The sequence below is a fragment of the Mesorhizobium sp. M1396 genome, from assembly GCF_040317725.1.
Taxonomy (GTDB): Bacteria; Pseudomonadota; Alphaproteobacteria; order Rhizobiales; family Rhizobiaceae; genus Mesorhizobium.
On the sequence record NZ_JAMYLA010000002.1, the window covers coordinates 23,062 to 44,740 of the forward strand.

Consider the following 21,679-nt stretch of genomic DNA (forward strand, 5'->3'; position numbering starts at 1 on the left):
CACTGCACAATGAAATTATATGATCGGAAATGATTGACACTGCGCGTTGTGGGTGCCTAGATGCTCAGGCAGGGAGGAACCATGCACGAAAAAGAGCGCCACAGGATCATTCTGTCCGCCGTCCAGGAAAAGCCTGTGGTGACGGTGCAGGAGATGGTCGACCTGACGGAGTCCTCCGAGGCGACGATCCGGCGTGACATCGCGGCCCTCCATGTCCAGAAGCGCCTGCGCCGTGTGCGCGGCGGCGCTGAAGCAATCTCGCCGCCGCAGTTCATTGGGCTGGCCGGCCGGCCCTTTTCCGTCAACGAAACGATCAACGCCTCGCAGAAGCGGGCAATCGCCCGTGAAGCGGTCGAGCTGTGCAAGGATGGCGAGCCGATCATCATCAATGGCGGCACCACCACGTTCCAGATGGTGCATTTCCTGACCGGTCGCCGCATGCCGATCTTCACCAATTCGTTCCCGATCGCCGAACACCTGCTCAAGCACTCCAAGAACACGGTGATGCTGTCGGGCGGCACCATTTACCGCGAGCAGAACATCATCCTGTCGCCCTTCGACAATGACGTGACGCGCAACTTCTATGCGCGCCGCATGTTCATGGGCGCGCAGGGGCTCGGCCCGCTCGGCCTGATGGAGGGCGACCCGCTGCTGATCCAGGCGGAGCAAAAACTGATCGACCAGGCCGACGAACTGGTGGTGCTGGTCGATTCCTCGAAATTCCGCAAACGCTCCAGCCTGATCCTGTGCGGCCTGTCGCGCATCGCAACCGTCATCACCGATGACGGCATCGAGGATCGCGAAGCCAAGATGTTAGAGACCGCCGGCGTGACGCTGATCGTCGCCCGCAAGTCGGCAAAGGAAGAATCTTCGCTGCAGGCCTGAGACACTCTCACGCCAGCAGCGGCGATGGAATGCAACGCTCAAGGGAGGATATTCGATGAGCTTCTTGAAGAAATTGATGGTGACGGCTGCATTCTCAGCCGCCATGTTCGTGAATGCGGCCTATGCCGAGAACGTCAAGATCGCACTGGTGGTGAAGTCGCTCGGCAACGGCTTCTTCGATGCCGCCAACAAGGGCGCCGAGGAGGCGGCCAAGGAACTCGGCGATGTCGACATCATCTACACCGGCCCGACCAAGGCGACCGCCGAAGCGCAGATAGAGGTGGTCAATTCGCTGATCGCCCAGAAGGTCAATGCCATCGCCATTTCGGCCAATGACGCCGACGCGCTGGTGCCGGTGCTGAAGAAGGCCATGGAGCGCGGCATCACCGTCATCTCCTGGGATTCGGGCGTCGCCAAGGAAGGCCGCCAGCTTCACCTGAACCCGTCCGACACCGGACTGATCGGCGAGACCATCATCAAGCTTGCCGCCGACTACCTGCCGGAAGGCGGCGAAGTCGCCATCCTGTCGGCCTCCTCGACCGCCACCAACCAGAATGCCTGGATCGACGCGGCCAAGAAAATCCTGCCGGAGAAGTTCCCCAAGATCAAACTCGTCGCCACCGTCTATGGCGATGATGATTCGGCCAAGAGCACGGACGAGGCCAAGGGCCTGTTGAAGTCCTATCCGAACCTCAAGGCGATCATCGCGCCGACCACCGTCGGCGTCGTCGCCGCCGCCCAGGTCGTCACCGATGAGAACCTGATCGGCAAGGTCAATGTCACCGGTCTGGCGCTGCCGTCCGAGTTCAAGAAGTTCATCGACAACGGCGCCAGCCAGGCGGTTGCGCTGTGGAACCCGATCGACCTCGGCTATTCGGCCGTCTATCTCGCCCACGATCTGGCGGTGAAGAAGGAAGAGGCCAAGCCCGGTGCCACGCTGTCGATCGGCCGCGTCGGCAAGGTCACGCTCGACGACTCCAACTCGGCCGCGATGGCTCCGCCCTTCCAGTTCGACAAGTCGAACATCGAGAAGTTCTCCAAGATCTATTGATCTGGACGCTCGCACCACCCTCCCCCTTGTGGGGAGGGTCGGCGAGCCGGCTTCGCGAAGCGATGCAAGCGAGACGGGGTGGGGTGGCGACATCTCCATGTGCCAGGACCTTGATATGCTAGTAGACTCCCACCCCGCTCACGTTGTTCGCGACCCTCCCCACAAGGGGGAGGGTAAGGCGGCTCCACTCCTGACGCTGTCCGGCATCTCCAAGAGCTTTCCCGGCGTGCGCGCGCTGCACAATGTCAGCGTGTCGCTCTATCCGGGCCAGGTGACCGCGCTGATCGGTGAGAACGGCGCCGGCAAGTCGACCCTGGTCAAGATCATGACCGGCATCTACCAGCCCGACACCGGCACGATCAGCATCGACGGCCAAGCCGTCACCCTGCCCAGCGCGCACGCAGCTTTCGGACACGGCGTCACCGCCATCCACCAGGAAACCGTGCTGTTCGACGATTTGACGGTTGCCGAGAACATCTTTCTTGGCCACGCCCCGCGCACGCGTTTCGGCACCATCGACTGGCGCACGATGCGCAAAAATGCGCGCGAAGTGCTCGACACCATGCACGCGAGTCATATCCACGCCGACGCCCGGCTGAAGGACCTCGGCATCGCCAACAAGCATTTGGTCGCCGTGGCGCGGGCCATGTCGATTGACGCTCAGATCGTCATCATGGATGAGCCGACCGCCGCCCTTTCGATGAAGGAGATCGAGGAGCTTTTCCTGCTGATCGAATTCCTCAAAAGCGAAGGCAAGGCGATTCTGTTCATCAGCCACAAGTTCGACGAAATCTATCGCATCGCCGACCGCTACACGGTGTTCCGCGATGGCGAGATGGTCGGCGAAGGCCTGATCAAGGATGCCGGCCAAAGCCAGATCGTGCGCCTGATGGTCGGCCGCGCCGTCGACCATATCTTTCCGCAGCGCAAGGCTGAGATCGGCGCGCCGGTGCTTTCCGTTTCCGGCCTGTCGCATCCGACCGAGTTCAACGACATCGGTTTCGAACTGCACAAGGGCGAAATCCTCGGTTTCTACGGCCTTGTCGGCGCCGGGCGCAGCGAGGTGATGCAGGCGATATCGGGCATAACCCGCACATCAGCCGGCACGATCATGCTGGAAGGCAAGGTGATCGCGCCGAAATCGGCGGCGGATTCGATCGATGCGGGCATCGTCTATGTGCCGGAAGAGCGCGGCAAGCAGGGCGTGGTGATCGGCCTGCCGATCTTCCAGAACGTCTCGCTGCCTTCGCTCAAGCGTACCTCCAGATCCGGCCTGCTGCGGCTGTCGGAAGAATTCGCGCTCGCCCGCTCCTATACCGAGCGGCTCGACCTGCGCGCCTCCTCGCTCAGCCAGGATGTCGGCACGCTGTCGGGCGGCAATCAGCAGAAGATCGTCATCGCCAAATGGCTGGCGACGGCGCCCAAGGTGATCATCCTGGACGAGCCGACCAAGGGCATCGACATCGGCTCCAAGGCCGCCGTGCACGGCTTCATGGCCGAGCTGGTGGCGCAGGGCCTTTCGGTGATCATGGTGTCGTCGGAACTGCCGGAAATCCTCGGCATGTCCGACCGTGTCATCGTCATGCGCGAGGGTCTCGTCGCGGCGGTCTACGACAACAAGGGGCTGGACGCCGAGACGCTGGTCAGGACGGCAGCAGGGATCGCGGCATGAAAGCCTTTCTTAAATACCGTGAAATCTGGCTGTTCGCGGCCATCGTCGTGCTGATCGGGCTGATCTCGACGCGCTTCCCGGCCTTTGCCGACCCCGTCAATTTGCGCCAGGTGTTCAACGATACCTCGATCCTGATGATCCTGGCGCTGGGCCAGATGGTTGTCATCCTGACCCGGTCGATCGATCTGTCGATGGCGTCCAACCTCTGCTTCACCGGCATGGTGGTGGCGATGCTGAACGCCGCGCATCCGGCAATCCCGATCCCGCTGCTGATTGGCATCGCCCTGGTCGTCGGCTTGGTGCTCGGCGCCATCAACGGCCTGTTGGTCTGGCGGCTGAACATCCCTTCGATCGTGGTGACATTGGGCACGCTGACCATCTATCGCGGCGCCACCTTCGTCCTGTCAGGCGGCGCCTGGGTCAATGCCGACAAGATGAGCCCGGACTTCATCGGCTTCCAGCGGGCGGCGTTCCTCGGCATTCCGGTGCTGTCCTGCATCGCCATCCTGGTCATCGTGCTGTTCTTCGTCCTGATGACGCGCACCGCGCTCGGCCGCTCGATCTATGCCATCGGCGTCAACCCGACGGCTTCGGTCTATGCCGGCATCGATGTCGGCAGGACGAAATTCATCGTCTTCTGCATCTCCGGCATGATCGGCGGACTTTCCGGCTATCTCTGGATCTCCCGCTATGTGATCGCCTCGGTCGAGGTCGCCAACGGCTATGAGCTCAACATCATCGCCGCCTGCGTCATCGGCGGCATCTCGATCGCCGGCGGCATCGGTTCGGTGGGCGGCGCGGTGCTCGGTGCGCTGTTCCTCGGCATCATCTCCAACGCACTGCCGGTCATCAACATCTCGCCCTTCTGGCAGATGGCGATCTCGGGCAGCGCCATCATTCTGGCTGTCGTGCTTAACGCGCGCGGCGAACGCCGGCAGGGCCGCATCATCCTGCGGAAAGTAGAGGCGGCATGACCGAAATCCCGGCCCCGCGCCACATTCCCGACCGACTCGACAAGCCGTTTCGTTCGGCGATCTTTTCCTGGGAAGCGCTGCTGGTCGTGGTGGCGGTCGCCATCTTCGCCATCAACAGCTTAGCCTCGCCGTATTTCCTCGACCCGTATTCGCTGTCCGATCTCACCTTCAACTTCACCGAGAAGGGTCTGATCGCCTTCGCCATGGCGCTGCTGATCATTTCGGGTGAGATCGACCTGTCGGTGGCCGCCATCATTGCGCTGGCCTCGACCATGATGGGCATGGCGGTGCAGGCCGGCGCCGGCACGCCGGTGCTGGTGCTGATCGGCATCGTCGTCGGGCTCGGCTGCGGCGCCTTCAACGGGCTGCTGGTGACGAGGCTCGGGCTGCCCTCGATCGTCGTCACTATCGGCACGATGAGCCTGTTTCGCGGCATCGCCTTCATCATCCTCGGCGACCAGGCCTACAAGGGTTATCCCGAAAGCTTCGCGTTTTTCGGCCAGGGCTATATCTGGTGGGTGGTGTCGTTCGAGCTGGTGCTCTTCCTGATCGCGGCCGTCGTTTACTGGTTCTTGCTGCACCTCACGAGTTTCGGCCGCCGTGTCTTTGCCATCGGCTACAACCCGGTGGGGTCGCAGTTCTCTGGCGTGCGCGTCGGCCGCACCAAGTTCATCCTGTTCTGCCTGACCGGGCTGATGTCGGGCATCGCCTCGGTGCTGATCACCTCGCGGCTCGGTTCGACGCGGCCCTCGATCGCACAGGGCTATGAACTCGAAGTCATCACCATGGTGGTGCTCGGCGGCGTCAGCATCCTCGGCGGCGCCGGCAGCATTCTGGGCGTCGTGCTCGCAGCCTTCATCATGGGGCTGGTGACCTTCGGCCTTGGCCTGCTCAACGTGCCCGGCATCGTCATGTCGATCTTCATCGGCCTGCTGCTGATCATCGTCATCGCTCTGCCGATCGTCTGGCGGCGGCTGCTCGGAGGACGCTGATGCCGCAGAAATACGCGTTCAAGATGAAGCTGAAGCCCGGCCTGAAGGCCGAGTACAAGAAGCGCCACGACGAGATCTGGCCGTCGCTGGTATCACTGCTGAAGCAGGCCGGCGTCTCCGATTATTCCATCCATCTCGACGAGGAGACGAGCATTCTGTTCGGCGTGCTGTGGCGGCGAGACGACCACGGCATGGACGACCTGCCGAAGCATCCGGTGATGCAGCGTTGGTGGACCCACATGGCCGACATCATGGAAACCAGGCCGGACAACGAACCGGTGGCCGTGCCGTTGGAAACCGTGTTCCATATGGCATGAGTGCGATGCGCCATATTGCCGTCATCGACATCGGCAAGACCAACGCCAAGGTCGCGTTCGTCGACCTCGTGACGTTGAGCGAGGTGGCGTTGCGCCGCATGGCCAATGCGCCGGTGCGGCAGGCGCCCTACCCGCATCATGATGTCGAAGCGCTGTGGACGTTCATCCTCGACAGCCTTGCCGGCCTCAACCGCGAACAGCGCATCGACGCCATTTCGATCACGACCCATGGCGCGACGGGCGCACTGGTCGACGCCGCGGGCGATCTGGTGCTGCCGGTGCTCGACTATGAATTCGATGGCCCCGACAGGCTGGCCGTGGATTATGATGCGATTAGGCCGCCCTTCGCCGAGACCGGCACGCCGCGCTTGCCGCTCGGCCTCAATCTCGGCGCGCAATTCTTCTGGCAACAGAAAAGCTTCCCGGCGGAATTCGCCAAGGCCGCCGCGATGCTGATGTACCCGCAATACTGGGCCTTGCGCCTGACCGGCGTCGCCGCCAATGAGGTGACCTCGCTCGGCTGCCACACTGATCTGTGGAACCCATGGACGGCGGATTTTTCATCATTGGTCGACAGGCTGGACTGGCGCTGGCTGATGGTGCCGGTGCGGCCAGCCAGTGATCGCCTCGGCCCGATCCTGCCCGCGCTTGCCGTGCGAACCGGCCTTGACCCGCAAACGCCGGTCTTCTGCGGCCTGCACGATTCCAACGCCTCGTTGCTGCCGCATCTTCTCTCCGACAAACCGCCTTTCTCCGTCGTCTCGACCGGCACCTGGGTGGTGTCGATGGCGGTTGGCGGCAAACAGATTGCGCTGGATGCGGCACGCGACACGCTGGTCAATGTCAACGCACTCGGCAGTCCCGTCCCCTCGGCACGCTTCATGGGTGGCCGCGAGTTTTCCATGCTGACGAAGGACCAGCCGGAGCAGTGGAGCGAAGATGATGTCGGCGCCGTGCTGATGCGGAAGGTGCTGCTGCTGCCATCGACCCAGCAAGGGTCGGGGCCGTTCCCGCATCAGACCGCGACATGGCTCAACGCCGACGGGATGAAAAGTGGCCAGCGCTTTGCCGCCATCTCATTCTATCTGGCGCTGATGACGGCGACCTGCCTCGACCTGATCGGTGCCGACGGCCCGACTACTGTCGAAGGCCCCTTTGCCCGCAACCGGCTCTTTGTCGGCATGCTAGCAGCCAGCACGGGACGCGCCGTCGTTGCGTCCGAGGCCGCCACCGGCACCAGCATCGGCGCTGCCTTGCTGGCAACGGATCAACTGACGGCGCAGGGCAAAGGCGAAAGAATGGAGCCGCCGGCCGACCCGGCCTGGGCCGACTACGCCAACGCCTGGCGCGCGGCGGTCGAAGCGCAGGGCCAGGGTCTATCTGATTGAGCATGATCTCGGACAAACGGTTTCCGTTTGTCCGAGGAAACCGAAACCCACTTTTCGGGATCATGCTCAGCTACAAAATCCGCTTGCCGAAGGCCGACATGACGAAGTTGACGACATCGGTGCCGATCCGGGGCTTCAGAGCCGCGGTCAGGCCGGAAACATCCATCGACAGCAGTCCGCCGGAGAGCGCGATCGCCTCCATCGCCTGATGCGTCTCGCGCACGGTGAGCCCGCCGGAGCCCGCCGCCCAGCCTGCGAATTCGGTAGCGGTAGGCGAGTAACTGACATGGAAGCCTTGCGTGCCGGAGGTGGCGACGCGGATCGCCTCATGCATCAGGTCGCGCATGCCCATGGCGTCGATGTCGGTCATGGTGAAGGCGGAGACGCGCGAATCCTTCAGCACCCGTGCCTCGGCCGGATCGGCGTGGCGCAAGCCGACGATGACGACATTCTCCGGCGACATTTGCGGCTGCAACGCGCCCGCCTTGTGGTCGAGGCCGAGTGTGCGCGCCAGCACCGAGCCTTCCGGCAGGTCGATGCCGTCCTCTTCCTCGGGCATCAGGGCGGCGATGGAATCGATCCAGATCAGGCCGAAGGAATGCGTCGCGCGCGCCGTCGCGGTCAGCGCCTTGTGGGCGATGCGACGGTCGGCGCCGGCGGCAAGCCGAATCAGTCCCGATGGCGGCCGCTCGACATCGGCCAACTCGACGACGTCGAAATTCATCGCTTCCAGCCGCGCGCCGGTGCCTTCCCGAGCCAGGATGCCGGCAGCCCCTTGCTCGGCCGTGATCTGCACCATCTTGCGGCCGGAAAAGTCCTCGACGTCGTGCATCGGGGCCTTCTCGACATATTCCGAGGTCATCGCCAGCAGCATGGCGCCATAGCTCATGCGGAAGGCGACACGGTCGCCGACGGCCGGCGGCGGATCGGCATCGCCGACATCCAGCAGCAGATGGTCGCTGGAGGCGCCGAGCACCCGTATCCCCTTGGCGATCGGTGTCAGGCCTTCGACCAGCACGTCCTCGCGGCCGATATTGGCAATGGCGCGCAGCCTGTCGCCCTGGTCGGGGAAGATCGGCTGGTTGCCGAAGGCGTCGTAGCCGGATTGGCCGATCGGCCGTGACGGCTTGAGCTTGACCTCGATGATGTCGCTGGTCAGCCGGCAGGCATCGGGTTCCAGCTCGGCCCAAGGCGTGTCGCGGAAGGTTTCGACGCCGCCTTGCAGGATCGCCTCGCCTATCCGCAGATTGTTGATGCCGGCCGGCAGTCTGCCTTCGAGCAGCAAAGGCAGCGACGACGAGGCGCCGCCGGAAATCACGTCGAGGCTTTTGCCGGACAGGCGCTCGGTCTTGTAGGCATGGGCGACGAGTTGGCCGAGATTTTCCGGCGTCGGCATGATGGCGCCGAAGCAGCCGAGATTGGTGCCGATGCCGGCGATGCGCACCCCTTTGTACCGCAGGATCTGCTCGACCGTCGGGATCAGGTCGTTCGGCCAGATGCCTTCGCGGAGATCGCCGAGGTCGATCATCAGCATGATGTCGTGGACCCGGCCCATGCGCTCGGCGATGCGCGAAATCTCGCGGATGGTGGCGAGTTCCGACTGCAGGCTGATGTCGACGGTGCGCACCACTTCCTCGACACGGGCCATCGGCGGGCTCCGCAACAGCATGATCGGCGCGTTGATGCCGCTGTCGCGCAGCCGGCGGATGTTTTCGAAGCGCGATTCGGCGATGCCGGCGACACCGCCGCGCAGCATGGCGCGCGCCACTTGCGGCATGCCGCAAGTGCCCTTGGTGACGCCGAAGACCTTGATGCCCGAGAGCGCGCAGCGCTCGACGATCGTGCGCGCATTACGCTCGATGCGGCCAAGGTCGATGGCGACTTGCGGTCCCGACATCCTAGCCCCCGTAGACCAGCCCTTGCGGATCGATCTCCGGCTTGCGGCCGGCGACGAGGTCGGCAAGGAATTTTCCCGAGCCGCAGGCCATGGTCCAGCCGACATGGCCGTGGCCAGTGTCGAGATAGAGATTCTCATAGCGTGCCTGGCCGATGACCGGCACGGAGTTCGGCATCATCGGCCGCAGGCCTGCCCACAGCTCCGCCTTGTTCTCATCGAAGGCGCCGGGGAACAGATCCTTGCCGGTCCTGAACATGGCGGCGAAATCGCTTGGCTTGTGCGAGCGGTCGAAACCGGTAAATTCGGCGGTCGAAGCCAGTCGCAACCGGTTGCCCAGCCTGGAATAGGCGATCAACTGATCCTCGTCGGCGCCGCCCATGGTCGGACCCTTGCTCTCGTCCTCCAGGGGAATCGTCGCGGTATAACCCTTCACCGGATAGACAGGCAGGTCGATGCCGTAGCGGCGGCCGAGCAGGCCGCTTTCCGGTCCCATCGAGATGACCACGGCATCGCCGGCGACCGGTCCGGCCGAAGTCATCACCGCGCGCACCCGGTCGCCCTCGATGTCTAGACCCTCGACCGTGGTGCCGTAGAGAAATTTCACGCCGAGCTTTTCGGCTGAATAGGCCGCTAATTTTTCCACGAACTGCCGGGAATCGCCGGTCTGGTCTATCGGCGAATAGACGCCGCCGGCGATCTTTTCCTTCACGCCGGCAAGACCCGGTTCAAGCTCGACCAGCCGCTCGCGGCCGACGATCTCGATCGGCAGGCCATGCTCGGCCAGATAGCGATAATTGTCGGTGCCGGTGTCGAGACTGTGCTGCGAGCGGAAGAAATAGAGGATGCCCTTCTTGCGCTCGTCATAGTGAATGCCGGTATCGGCGGAGATGGCGTTGATGCAGTCGCGCGAATAGAGCGCCAGGCGCAACTTGACCCGGCTGTTGGCGCGCAGGCGCTCTTTCGTGCACTGGCGCAGGAAGCGCAGGCTCCAGGCGAGGAAATAGGGATCGAAGCGCAGCCGGACCTTGATGCCGAGATCATGGTTGTAGAGCGCGCGCAGGAATGTCTTCAGCGCCGCCGGCGAGGCCCAGGCGGTGGCGTCCCCCGGCGACACCAGACCGGCGTTCGATTGGCTGGTGCCGCGAGCCGGCGCCGGATGGCGCTCGATCACGGTGACCTCGTGCCCGTCTCTGGCCAGATAGAAGGCGGCCGCCGTACCGACGACACCGGCCCCGAGCACCGTTATTTTCATGCCATCCCCCAAAAGCTCCTCGCGGCGCAGCGCCTCCATGCCGTGCCGCGAATGCCTTCAATAGCGCTTCACCGCCCGCCTTGCGAGCCCTTGGGAGAACCCGGCTCAGCCCCGAGCGGAGTTCTTGCCGGTCAGGATGCGCTCCCAGGCGAGCGCGTCGGCAACGATCTGGTCGAGATCGTCGCGTTGCGGGGCCCAGCCGAGTTCCGCGCGGGCGAGATCCGAATTGGCAACCACCGCCGCAGCGTCGCCGGGACGACGATCGCCCATCTTCACCTCGAAATCATGGCCAAAGGCGCGCCGCACGCTGTCGATGACCTCGAGCACCGAGTAGCCATGGCTGTAGCCGCAATTGGCGACGAGGCTTTGTCCCCCGGCGCGCAGCCGCTGCAGGGCCAGGCGATGCGCCGCCGCCAGGTCGCTGACATGGATGTAGTCGCGTGTGCAGGTGCCGTCCGGCGTCGGATAATCGGTGCCGAACACCTGCATGAACGGCCGCTTGCCGAGCGCCGTCTCGCAGGCGACCTTGATCAGATGGGTGGCGCCCGGCGTCGACTGACCGGTGCGGCCCTTCGGGTCGGCGCCGGCGACATTGAAGTAGCGCAGCGCGGTATAGCGCAGGCCGTGCGCGACCGCCGCATCGCGCAGCATCCATTCGCTCATCAGCTTGGACAGGCCATAGGGCGATTCCGGGGCCAGACGGGCGTCCTCGCGCACTGGCTCCAGTCCGGCGCCGCCATAGACGGCCGCGGTCGAGGAAAAGATGAAATTGGGCACGCCCTCGCGGACCGCGGTTTCGATCAGCGTGCGCGTCTTGCTGGTGTTGTTCTCATAATAACTGAGCGGGTCGGCGACCGATTCCGGGACCACGATCGAGCCGGCGAAATGGATGATCGCGTCGACCTTGTTTTCCCGGATGATCGAGCCGACCAATTCCTTGTCGGCGACATCGCCAACCACCAGCTTCGCCTCCGGCGCCACCGCCCATTCGAAGCCGGTCGAAAGACGGTCGAGAACGACCACGCTCTCGCCGGCATCCAGCAGCTCCCAGACCATGTGACTGCCGATATAACCGGCGCCGCCTGTTACCAAAACTGTCATCCGCGACCTCGCATCTCAAGATTTATCGGAAACTGTCTCAACCCCCGCCTTACTGGAAAGCCTGCCGCCTGGCCATTACAACTCATGGTAACCGGCATCGCCGGTATGTGGCATCGTCCTGAAACAAAGTTGATCCACATCAAGGGAATAGGCCACGATCCGTGGTCGTTAGGAACAGGTCCGGGGCGTGGCATTTTGACCAAGAAGGCCCGGTGGACGACCAATAGGGCAATGATTATGATCCCGCGCAAAAATTGGGAAGCCGACATGAACTATCAGCGGTTCTTCGAGGAAGCGATCGACCAGCTCCACGCAGAGCGTCGCTATCGCGTCTTCGCCGACCTCGAGCGTATCGCGGGCAAGTTTCCGCGCGCCATCTGGCGTTCCAACGGCCGCGCCGAGGAAATCACCGTCTGGTGCTCCAATGACTATCTCGGCATGGGCCAGCATCCCGACGTCATCGCCGCGTTCCAGAATGCGGCCGGCAAAATGGGTTCGGGCGCCGGCGGCACCCGCAACATTTCCGGCACCAGCAACCCGCTGGTCGAGCTCGAACTGGAGCTCGCCGACCTGCACGACAAGGAAGCGGCACTCGTCTTCACCTCAGGCTTCGTGTCCAACGAAGCGTCGATCTCGACCATCGCGCGGCTTTTGCCCAATTGCCTGATCATCTCGGACGAACTTAATCACGCCTCGATGATCGAAGGCGTGCGGCGCTCGGGCGCCGAGAAGAAGATCTTCCGCCACAATGACGTCGCGCACCTGGAAAGCCTGCTGCAGGCGGCGGGCCGCGAACGCGCCAAGCTGATCGTCTTCGAAAGCGTCTATTCGATGGATGGCGACATCGCGCCGATCAAGCAGATCGTCGAACTCGCCGAACGCTACAACGCCATGACCTATATCGACGAAGTGCATGCCGTCGGCATGTACGGACCGCGCGGCGGCGGCATCACCGAGCGCGAAGGCCTTGCCGACCGCATCGACATCATCGAAGGCACGCTCGCCAAGGCATTCGGCACGCTCGGCGGCTACATCACCGGCACCAGTGCCGTGATCGACGCCGTGCGCTCCTATGCGCCGGGCTTCATCTTCACAACGGCGCTGCCGCCGGCGATCGCGGCTGCCGCGACCACGTCGATCCGCCATCTCAAGCGCTCGCAGGCCGAGCGCGACGCCCAGCAACAGCAGGCCGCGAGGACCAAGCAGATCCTCTCTGCCGCCGGCCTGCCAGTGATGGAATCGGCCACCCATATCGTGCCGGTCCTGGTTGGCGATCCGGAACTCTGCAAGATGGCCAGCGACCGCCTGCTCGGCGTTCACGGCCTTTACATTCAGCCGATCAACTACCCGACCGTGCCGCGCGGCACCGAGCGGCTGCGCATCACGCCGACGCCGTTCCACTCCGATGCACTGATCGCCGAGTTGCAGGACGCTCTGGTCGAGACCTGGGATGCGCTCGGCATTCCCTATGGCTCCGCCGGTCGGCCGTCCGTGGCCAAGAGCGACCGGATCATTCCCCTGCTGGTGCCCAAGTCGGGCGGCTGAAGCCGTTTGAAACTCTACTCCGGCGGCCATCTGACACAGTTTTCTGCGCTTCCGCCGCTCACGGACCCAAATGTCCTCTGCGCTCCGGTTCTCGAAAACCGCGCCAGTTGACTCACCGGAGCGACTTTCAATCCGGCTTCAGGGCATCAAACAGTCTTCATCCAATTCGCCAGACGATGCGCCGCTTCCTCGATCTGGTCGAGGCGGCGGTGGAAACACAGCCTGAGGAAGGCTTCGCCGCCGGGGCCGAAGGCGGTGCCGGGAGCCAGGCCGACATTGGCCTTGTCGACAATGTCGAAGGCAGCAGTGCGTGAATCTGTGATGCCGTCGACCGTGAAGAAAAGATAGAACGCGCCTTGCGGCACGGTGAACCGGGCGCGGCCCGTGGCGCCGAGAATACCGCAGACCAGGTCGCGCGCCTTCCTTGCCCGCTCGACCTGTTCGGCAACGAAGGCATCGCCCTCATCAAGGGCGGCAACCGCGCCACGCTGCATGAATTGGGCAACGCCGGAGTTGGAATACTGGATCAGGTTCTCGAACACCTGCTGCAAGGCGGGATGGGTCTTGATCCAGCCGACGCGCCAGCCGGTCATCGCCCAGTTCTTGGAAAAACTGTTGACGAACAGGATGCGGTCTTCCGCCGTGGCGATGTCGAGGAAGGACGGCGCACGGCCGTGGCCGTAGTGGAACAGCGAATAGATCTCGTCGGCGATGATCCAGAGGTTCTTCGCGCGCGCCAGATCGAGGATCGCCTGCAAGGTCTCGTGATCGGCGGTCCAGCCGGTCGGGTTCGACGGCGTGTTGATGAACAGCGCCTTGGTGCGCGGCGTGATCGCCGCCGCGATCTTTTCGATGTCGCAGGACCAGCCATTGCCGGAATGGTCGAGCGTGACAGCCACAGGAACGGCTCCCGATATCGCCGCCGCGGCGTCGAAATTCGGCCAGGCCGGCGACAGATAGATGACCTCGTCGCCGGCACCGGCGAGCGCGTCGAGTGCCAGCTGGATGGCGTGCATGCCGGACCCGGTGACAATGAACTGCTCCTCGGGAAACGTCTTGCCGAAATGCCTGGCATAGTAGCGGGAAAGCGCCTGCCTGAGATCGGGGATGCCCCTCTGCCAAGTATAGAACGTCTCGCCGCCGGCCAGCGCCTTCGACGCGGCATCGGTGATGAAGGCCGGCGTCGGCAGGTCGCCCTCACCGGCCCAAAGCGGGATCATGCCCTCGCGCAGGCGGCCGTAATTGACGACGGCGACAATGCCGCTTTCGGGCGCGGCGCGTGCTTCGGCGCGAAGGCTGTCGATCAGGGTCATGGGCGGGTCCGTTCCGATCTCGGGCGTTGATCAGCGCTCCTTACCAGATGCGAAAACAGAAAACCCCGGCCGTGAACGACCGGGGTTTTGGTCCAGAAGAACCTGATCTGTCTATCTCTTGGCGAGCAGGTCGCGAATTTCGGTGAGCAGCGCGACATCGGCGGGGGGCGGAGCGGCCGGCGCGGCGGGCTTCTCGCGCTCAAGCCGCTTGCGCATATTGTTCACCGCCTTGACCATCAGGAAGATGATGAAAGCAAGGATGGTGAAGTTCAGCGCGACGGTTATGAAACTGCCATACGCGAAAACAGCACCTTGCTTTTTGGCGTCCACCAGCGAGGTGGCGTTGACGGCCGAGGAGAGCCCCAGGAAATAGTTGTTGAAGTCCAGGCCGCCGAAAATCGCGCCGACGATCGGCATGATGATGTCGTTTACGAGGGAATCGACGATCTTGCCAAAGGCCGCGCCGATGATGACGCCGACCGCAAGGTCCATCACATTGCCCTTGGAAATGAATTCCTGGAACTCTTTCAGCATTCGACCCTCCTTGTCATGACCGGCCGAGCTGCCGTTTCCCGTCCTCAGGCATCGACCCTAAGAACAAACATAACAAAAACCTCCGGCTGCAACATCGGCAAAAGGCAGAAAGCAACCGGTTTCCCGTTACCCGACGGCCATCCGTTAAAGCGCGTCACGCCGTGCTTTGAGCCTTTTGTTTTTGTGCATGCCGTTGCCCAAAGCTGCTGCGATCTTTGGTCGACATGCATCGGAATCACAGCCTTCATGCACCCAAAGCCGTGATGGACTCGGAAGCCAAGCTGTGATTGCGTCTGGGCAAGCCGGGTTGAAATTCGGCAAAGGGAGGATATTGCCGGCGTGCAGGGCTTGTTCATCGTCATCATCGCGATCGCCTATGTGACGCTGCTGTTCGCCATCGCCAGCCTGGGCGACCGCCGCTCGGCCATTTCCGAGCCAAGCCGGGCCCGGCCCTTCATCTACGCGCTCAGCCTCGCCATCTACTGCACGTCCTGGACGTTCTTCGGCTCGGTCGGCCTCTCCTCCGAACGCGGCCTCGAATTCCTCGGCATCTATACCGGCCCGGTGCTGGTGTTCGTGTTCGGCTTTCCTCTGCTCAACCGCATCGTGCGGCTGGCCAAGACCGAGAAGATCACCTCGATCGCCGACTTCCTCGGCGCCCGCTACGGCAAGAGCTTCACTGTCGCGGCGATCGCCACGCTCATCGCCACCATCGGCGCGGTGCCCTATATCGCGCTGCAGTTGAAGGCGATTTCCGGTTCGGTCAGCCTGATGGTCGAGCACTATACGGGATCGCCGCCCTCCTTCGATCCCTTCGTCAGCGACATCTCGCTGGTCGTCGCCATGCTGCTGGCGCTGTTTGCGGTGCTGTTCGGCACGCGCCACGCCGACGCAACCGAACACCAGGACGGGCTGGTGCTGGCGGTGGCCGTCGAAACCGTGGTCAAGCTTGCCGCCTTCCTGGCGATCGGCCTGATGGTCACCTTCCTGATCTTCGGCGGCCCAGGCGACATATTCGACAAGCTCGCCCAGAATGCGCAGGTTCGGCAGGCGATGAGCTACAACACCTCGCTGGCCACCTGGCTGGTGCTGACTTGCCTGAGCGGCTTTGCCATCATCATGCTGCCGCGGCAGTTCTACGTTACCATCGTCGAGAACCGCGGCGAAGCCGAACTGCGAACCGCGACATGGGTGTTTCCGCTCTACCTCGTGGCGATCAATCTGTTCGTGCTGCCGATCGCCTTTGCCGGCCTGTCGCTGGTCGGCACGGGGACCAGCAGCGATCTCTACGTGCTGTCGCTGCCCTTGTTCAGCGGCCATGACGTGCTGGCGATGGCGGCTTTTATCGGCGGCCTGTCGGCGGCAACCGCCATGGTGATCGTCGAAAGCGTAGCGCTGTCGATCATGATTTCCAACGACCTCGTCATTCCGCTGTTCGTACGCCGCCTGCTCAAGACATCGACTTCCGAGAACGAAGACTGGTCGACGCTCATCCTCAACGTGCGGCGCGGGGCGATCTTCATCCTGCTGTTCATCGCCTTCCTCTACTATCGCGAGAGCACCAACAGCGTGCGCCTGTCGTCGATCGGCCTGATGTCGTTCGCCGCCATCGCCCAGTTCGCACCCGCCCTGATCGGCGGACTGATCTGGCGCGGCGCCAATGGCCGGGGTGCAGCGCTGGGCATGGTCGCTGGCATCCTCGTCTGGGGCTACACACTGCTGTTTCCATCGCTTGCCGCGCCCGATACCGGCATCATCGTGCACGGGCTGTTCGGCTTCGAGGCGTTGCGGCCGCAGGCGCTGTTCGGCACCGTCGCCGAACCGCTGAACCACGGCGTATTGTGGAGCCTGTCGATCAACGCGGTGTTCTTCGTGCTGGGTTCCCTCTCGCGCGCGTCGGTGCCGCTGGAGCGCATCCAGGCGTCGATCTTCGTGCCGCGCGATGCCAGCCCGATGCCCAGCCTGCGCCGCTTTCGCACCGCCATCACCGTCAACGACCTCAAGGATACGATCGGGCGCTATCTCGGCGTCGAGCGCACCGAGCGCTCCTTCCAGTCGTTCGAAAAGACCAACGGCACCTCGCTGCACGGCAACGAGCAGGCGAGTATGGACATCATCCGCTTTTCCGAGCAACTGCTGGCCAGCGCCGTCGGCTCCTCCTCGGCACGGCTGATCCTGTCGCTGCTGTTTCGGCGCCACGACCGCGAATCCAGGGATGCCTTCCGCTTGCTCGACGACGCCACCGAGGCGCTGCAGCACAACCGCGACCTGCTGCAGATCGCGCTCGACCAGATGGAACAAGGCATCACCGTCTTCGACCGCGACTTCCGCCTGATCTGCTGGAACCGCCAGTACCGGGCGCTGTTCGACCTGCCCGACGAGATGGGCCAGGTCGGCGTCTCGCTCGACCGCATCCTGCGCCATCTTGCCGAGCGCGGCGACATTCCGGCAGAGCAGCGCGTGGCAATGCTCAACCGGCTGACCAGTTTCGTCAGCCCGTGGCAGATGGAGTTGAAGACCAGCGGCCGCATCCTGGAGCTGCGCTCCAACCCGATGCCGGACGGCGGCATCGTCGCCACCTATGCCGACATTTCCGGACGGGTCGAACAGGATCTGGCGCTGAAACGCGCCAATGAATCGCTGGAGCAGCGCGTCAAGACCCGCACCATCGAGCTGACTAGGGTCAACGAGGAGTTGACCCGGGTCAACGAGGAACTGGCGCAGGCGCAGATGCTGGCCGAGGAGGCCAATCTGGGCAAGACGCGCTTCCTCGCCGCCGCCGGCCACGACATCCTGCAACCGCTGAACGCCGCCCGGCTTTATTGTTCGTCGCTGATCGAGAAAGCCGGCAAGGGGCCTGCCGGCAAGGCAGCGGTCAACATCGAATCTTCACTGGAATCGGTCGAGACCATTCTCGGTGCCGTGCTCGACATCTCCCGCCTCGATGCCGGTGCGATGAAGCCGGACGATAGCGCCTTCAACCTCGACGGGCTGCTGCGCCAGATCGGCAATGACTTCCGGCCGCTCGCCGCCGAAAAGAAGCTTGAGTTGACGATCATGCCGTCATCACTGACCGTGACGACGGACCGTAATTTGTTGCGCCGGCTGATCCAGAACCTCGTCTCCAACGCCATCAAATATACGCGCCACGGCCGTGTGCTGGTCGGCGTCAGGCGGCGCGGCGAGCTGGCCGAGATCCAGGTGATCGACACCGGCATCGGCATCGCCGGCGACAAGCTGAACACCGTCTTTCGCGAGTTCACCCGGCTCGACGAAGGCGCGCGCGAGGCCGAAGGCCTCGGTCTCGGCCTCTCCATCGTCGACCGCATCGCCCGGGTGCTGCGCCTGGAGATCCGGATCTTCTCCAATCCGGGCAAGGGCACGCGCTTTTCCGTCATCCTGCCCGTGGCGGCCGTGCAGGAGACGCGGCGCGAAATCGAAACCAGGGCTCCTGCCCGCGCGACCGCTTCGCTGGCCGGGCTGCACGTGCTGTGCATCGACAACGACGCTCGCATCCTCGAAGGCATGAGGCTCCTGCTCGAAGGCTGGGGCTGCAACGTCGACACGGTGTCGGGCTCAAAGGATCTGGAGAGCGCCGCAATGCACCGGCCGGACATCGTCCTTGCCGACTACCATCTCGACGGCGAAACCGGTCTCGATATCATCGCCAGGCTGCGCGCGATCCATGGCGATAACCTGCCGGCCGTGCTGGTCACCGCCGACCGCTCCAACGAGGTGCGCACGGCTGCGGGCGGGCTAGAGATTCCGATGATCAACAAGCCGCTCAAACCGGCGGTGCTGCGCACGATGATGGCCAGGGTCAGACCGCTGGCATCGGCGGCGGAATAATGTCAAAGGGCGGCCGGCCAGAGCCGGCGGTCTCAGCCCCGATAACCGAGGCTTTCGAGGTAGGCGCAGAACATGTCGGCCATGCCATCGGCGTAGCTTTCGATCTCGCCTGGCGTTCGAGGACTTCCCGAAAAATCCTTTCCCACCGCGCTGAGTGTCGTGATGATCAGGTCTCCCGCCAAGGCGCGGACGGCTTCCCCAGCCTCGGGCAATACCTCCCGCAGGAAGGTCTCGACGATGCGCGCTCCCGAGGCTCTCGCCTCGTGCGCTTCGGGCGCGTCGCGGTAAAGGGGTGCGGCGTCGTTGAGCGCCACGCGCACCGCAGCCTCTTCGCACTCCGAGCGGATGAAGGCGTGAACCAGCGCACGCAGTCGTTCGAGCGGTGGCTGCTGGTCGTTTTCGAGTATGGTGCGCAACAGGCCACCCGTCTGCCGCCATTCGTCGCTCTGGAGCCTGAACAGAAGCGCGGCCTTGTTCGGGAAATACTGGTAGAGCGAGCCGACACTCACCCCGGCTTTTTCGGCGACGCGCGTGGTGGTGAAACGCCGCACGCCTTCGCTCGCCAAAACCTGAACAGCAGCCTCCAAAATCGCGGCGACGAGCTCCGTGGCGCGAGTCTGTTTTGGCTGTTTTCGGGAGGAAATTGAAAGGCTTACGCGTCCTGCCATGTTGCGTCCCAGCAATGCGAATTGGAAACCTGAAGGAATATTCGTATTTTCAGCACGACACAAGACGCAGTCATTTTTCGAACGGAGACTTTCATGACAACGCTCACCAACGCCCCGCTTGCACCCCTGCTGGCTCGCCTGTTCAAGGAGGCCGGTGCGGCGACCAGCCCCGCGCTCACCGCACTCTCGCGCGAACAGCGGGCGCGTCTCACGCGCAGCAAGACCGACTATGTCGATCTCTATGGACGGCTGAAGGATCTCTGGCTCGCGATCTCGCCGGAGACCGGCACGCTGCTCTACATGCTGGCACGCGGCAGCGGCGCGCGTGTCATCATCGAGTTCGGAACTTCGTTCGGCATCTCGACGCTCTATCTTGCCGCGGCGCTGCGGGACAATGGCGGCGGCAGCCTGATCACGACCGAGTTCGAGCCGTCCAAAGTCATGCGGGCCAAGGCCAACCTGACTGAGGGCGGTCTCATCGACCTGGTGGAGATCCGAGAGGGAGACGCGCTGCAGACGCTGAGCGCGGACCTGCCGGATACGATCGACCTGCTGCTGCTCGACGGCGCCAAGGCGATCTATCCGGAGATCCTGAGCCTCATCGAGAGCCGCCTGAGGCCGGGTGCATTGGTCATCGCCGACAACGCCGATTTCTGCCCCGAATATCTGGAACGCGTGCGCTCGCCGGCGTCGGGTTACATGTCCACGCCCTTCGGCGAGGATGTCGAACTATCCGTGCGGCTCGGCTGAACGGTCCCACCGCCGCATAGGATTCAACCACGCGGCATTCCGCTGGTGGCGATCACGTCTCGGCCTTGGCGCCGCCATCAGCCGGGTGCGGCAGCCTGCAAGCGGATCCGGAAGGATCGGAGTGCGAGTGCGGAGCAGCCGACACCGAGCATCCGCCCGCAGCCTGATCGCCAAATCCGCTAGCTGAACAAGGTAAGCGCGGGGGATTGCGGCGATCAGCCCGCCGGCTGCAGCGGGTCGCTGCCGATCTTGGACAGAAGGATCACCGCCTGGGTGCGGCTGTCGACGCCGAGCTTCTGCAGGATGGCGGAGACATGCGCCTTGATGGTCGCCTCGGAGACGCCGAGTTCATAGGCGATCTGCTTGTTGAGCAGGCCCTCGGCCAGCATGCCGAGCACGCGGGTCTGTTGCGGCGTCAACGCCTGCAGGCGCTTGATCAGGTCGGATATTTCGGGATCGCGCTCGACGCCGAGATCGACGCCGACGGGTGCTGCAATGTCGCCGGCAAGCACCGTCTGCACGGCGCTGCGGATCTCCTCCATGCTGGCCGATTTGGAGATGAAGCCGGAAGCGCCGAGATCGAGCGCCCGCCTGATGGTCGCCGGATCGTCATGCGCAGACACCACGACCAGTGGCACCGCCGGATGGATTCCACGCAGCGAGATGAGGCCGGAGAGGCCGCTGGCGCCCGGCATCGACAGGTCGAGCAGCACCAGATCGACATCCTCGTTGGCCACGACCAGCGCCTTGGCGCTCTCGAAATCGCCGGCCTCGTGGATGGCGGCGACATTGCCTATGCCGGCGAGTGCTTCGCGCAGCGCACCGCGAAACAGCGGGTGATCGTCGGCGATGACGAAAGAATAGCCTGACGGCAAATGTCCCTCCCCGAATCCCCCAATGGTTTTTTAGCTTTTTTTGGGACCAGTTGGACGATTATGAGGGGCTGCGCGCTGTTTTCAAGCGGCAAAGCCAGCGCGCCGCGTTTTCCCTTGTTAGAGCGCTCAGGTCTTCTGCGAGTTGAGCTGGGCGCCGTTGTCCTTGTCCATATCCTTGACGATGCCCATGAAGCCGCGCAGGAAGCGCTCCATGTAGCTCATCGTCTTGTTGAAATCCTCCTCGCTCGGCAATTTCGATTCGAGGCGGGCGGAGAGCGAATTCTCGAGTTTGGTGACGCGCTCGTCCATCGCCTTCATCGAGGCTTGCAAGCGGTCGACCTCGTCCTGGAAAGCGGCGCGTTCGTCGGCCGCCATCTTGCAGACGAGCTGGCCGGAGCGCTCCTCGCAAATCGACATGGCGCCGGTCTGCGTATCCATGCGCACGTAGCCGTTGTCAGACTTTTCCAGCCGGTAGCGGTCGGTTTCTTCCGAATATGCTGAAGCCGCGACCAACGAAACGAGCGCGGCGGGGATCAAGATGTGATGCAGACGCATGTTGTCCTCCATGGCCAAGGCCTGAAATATCGCATGTTTGCGCCGGAAATGGGGAAGACCC

General features: G+C 63.5%; 19 protein-coding genes. 10 read left to right on the forward strand and 9 right to left on the reverse strand.

The genetic code is table 11. From position 1 onward, the window contains the following. The first annotated feature begins 81 nt into the window (after positions 1-81). From NKH02_RS01350 to NKH02_RS01380, 7 genes are all read left to right on the forward strand, one after another. Positions 82-885 (forward strand): DeoR/GlpR family DNA-binding transcription regulator, encoded by an 804-nt coding sequence (locus NKH02_RS01350; RefSeq protein ID WP_057145053.1) that lies wholly within the window; start codon positions 82-84, stop codon positions 883-885. A 55-nt stretch (positions 886-940) separates the two neighbouring features. Then, entirely contained in the window at positions 941-1,936 is a 996-nt protein-coding gene (rhaS, locus tag NKH02_RS01355) for a rhamnose ABC transporter substrate-binding protein (protein WP_352871372.1), read from the forward strand. A gap of 115 nt (positions 1,937-2,051) precedes the next feature. Then, entirely contained in the window at positions 2,052-3,608 is a 1,557-nt protein-coding gene (locus NKH02_RS01360; RefSeq protein ID WP_352871373.1) for a sugar ABC transporter ATP-binding protein, read from the forward strand. After that, positions 3,605-4,582, forward strand: coding sequence for an ABC transporter permease (locus NKH02_RS01365; protein ID WP_352871374.1), 978 nt, complete (start codon positions 3,605-3,607; stop codon positions 4,580-4,582). The genes NKH02_RS01360 and NKH02_RS01365 overlap by 4 nt, the downstream gene beginning before the upstream one ends. After that, positions 4,579-5,574, forward strand: coding sequence for an ABC transporter permease (locus tag NKH02_RS01370; protein WP_352875771.1), 996 nt, complete (start codon positions 4,579-4,581; stop codon positions 5,572-5,574). Before NKH02_RS01365 ends, NKH02_RS01370 begins: the two co-directional genes overlap by 4 nt. Further along, on the forward strand, positions 5,574-5,891 hold the full coding sequence (gene rhaM / locus NKH02_RS01375) for an L-rhamnose mutarotase (protein ID WP_352871376.1): 318 nt from the start codon (positions 5,574-5,576) through the stop codon (positions 5,889-5,891). Before NKH02_RS01370 ends, rhaM begins: the two co-directional genes overlap by 1 nt. Continuing rightward, positions 5,888-7,279, forward strand: coding sequence for an FGGY-family carbohydrate kinase (locus NKH02_RS01380; RefSeq protein WP_352875772.1), 1,392 nt, complete (start codon positions 5,888-5,890; stop codon positions 7,277-7,279). Before rhaM ends, NKH02_RS01380 begins: the two co-directional genes overlap by 4 nt. Before the next feature lie 70 nt (positions 7,280-7,349). On the opposite strand, the gene NKH02_RS01385 is transcribed toward NKH02_RS01380, so the two are convergent. From NKH02_RS01385 to galE, 3 genes are all read right to left on the reverse strand, one after another. Next, the gene (locus tag NKH02_RS01385) at positions 7,350-9,176 is read right to left on the reverse strand and encodes an alanine racemase (protein WP_352875773.1); all 1,827 of its coding nucleotides are present in this window, start codon (positions 9,174-9,176) and stop codon (positions 7,350-7,352) included. 1 nt (position 9,177) lies between these two features. Continuing rightward, the gene (locus NKH02_RS01390) at positions 9,178-10,428 is read right to left on the reverse strand and encodes a D-amino acid dehydrogenase (protein ID WP_352875774.1); all 1,251 of its coding nucleotides are present in this window, start codon (positions 10,426-10,428) and stop codon (positions 9,178-9,180) included. Between the two features lie 105 nt (positions 10,429-10,533). Then, complete coding sequence (galE, locus tag NKH02_RS01395; RefSeq protein ID WP_352875775.1) at positions 10,534-11,529, reverse strand: UDP-glucose 4-epimerase GalE; 996 nt, start codon at positions 11,527-11,529, stop codon at positions 10,534-10,536. A 267-nt stretch (positions 11,530-11,796) separates the two neighbouring features. Here galE and hemA point away from each other — a divergent pair, with 267 nt between their 5' ends. Beyond that, positions 11,797-13,074 (forward strand): 5-aminolevulinate synthase, encoded by a 1,278-nt coding sequence (gene hemA, locus NKH02_RS01400; RefSeq protein WP_352875777.1) that lies wholly within the window; start codon positions 11,797-11,799, stop codon positions 13,072-13,074. 146 nt (positions 13,075-13,220) lie between these two features. Here hemA and NKH02_RS01405 read toward each other — a convergent pair whose 3' ends face one another. The 3 genes from NKH02_RS01405 to NKH02_RS01415 form a co-directional block, all read right to left on the reverse strand. Continuing rightward, complete coding sequence (locus NKH02_RS01405) at positions 13,221-14,387, reverse strand: pyridoxal phosphate-dependent aminotransferase (RefSeq protein ID WP_352875779.1); 1,167 nt, start codon at positions 14,385-14,387, stop codon at positions 13,221-13,223. 111 nt (positions 14,388-14,498) lie between these two features. Then, positions 14,499-14,921 carry a large conductance mechanosensitive channel protein MscL gene (gene mscL, locus NKH02_RS01410; RefSeq protein ID WP_352875781.1) on the reverse strand — a complete coding sequence of 141 codons (423 nt, stop codon included), beginning with the start codon at positions 14,919-14,921 and terminating at the stop codon, positions 14,499-14,501. Positions 14,922-14,965: 44 nt separating this feature from the next. Further along, entirely contained in the window at positions 14,966-15,286 is a 321-nt protein-coding gene (locus NKH02_RS01415) for a hypothetical protein (RefSeq protein WP_352875783.1), read from the reverse strand. On the opposite strand from NKH02_RS01415, the gene NKH02_RS01420 reads away from it, so the two are divergent. Then, on the forward strand, positions 15,261-18,770 hold the full coding sequence (locus NKH02_RS01420; RefSeq protein WP_352875785.1) for a PAS domain-containing hybrid sensor histidine kinase/response regulator: 3,510 nt from the start codon (positions 15,261-15,263) through the stop codon (positions 18,768-18,770). The two genes, NKH02_RS01415 and NKH02_RS01420, sit on opposite strands and share 26 nt — an antisense overlap. A 32-nt stretch (positions 18,771-18,802) precedes the next feature. Here the strand turns inward: NKH02_RS01420 and NKH02_RS01425 are convergent, their stop codons facing one another. Continuing rightward, positions 18,803-19,438 (reverse strand): TetR/AcrR family transcriptional regulator, encoded by a 636-nt coding sequence (locus NKH02_RS01425; protein ID WP_352871405.1) that lies wholly within the window; start codon positions 19,436-19,438, stop codon positions 18,803-18,805. 93 nt (positions 19,439-19,531) lie between these two features. Here NKH02_RS01425 and NKH02_RS01430 point away from each other — a divergent pair, with 93 nt between their 5' ends. Beyond that, positions 19,532-20,188: an O-methyltransferase gene (locus NKH02_RS01430; RefSeq protein ID WP_352875786.1), complete on the forward strand. Its 657-nt coding sequence runs from the start codon at positions 19,532-19,534 to the stop codon at positions 20,186-20,188. A gap of 215 nt (positions 20,189-20,403) precedes the next feature. Here the strand turns inward: NKH02_RS01430 and NKH02_RS01435 are convergent, their stop codons facing one another. Both NKH02_RS01435 and NKH02_RS01440 read right to left on the reverse strand, forming a co-directional pair. Then, positions 20,404-21,063 (reverse strand): response regulator transcription factor, encoded by a 660-nt coding sequence (locus NKH02_RS01435; RefSeq protein WP_352875788.1) that lies wholly within the window; start codon positions 21,061-21,063, stop codon positions 20,404-20,406. 126 nt (positions 21,064-21,189) lie between these two features. Next, positions 21,190-21,618 (reverse strand): hypothetical protein, encoded by a 429-nt coding sequence (locus tag NKH02_RS01440; RefSeq protein WP_352871392.1) that lies wholly within the window; start codon positions 21,616-21,618, stop codon positions 21,190-21,192. Positions 21,619-21,679: the final 61 nt, after the last annotated feature.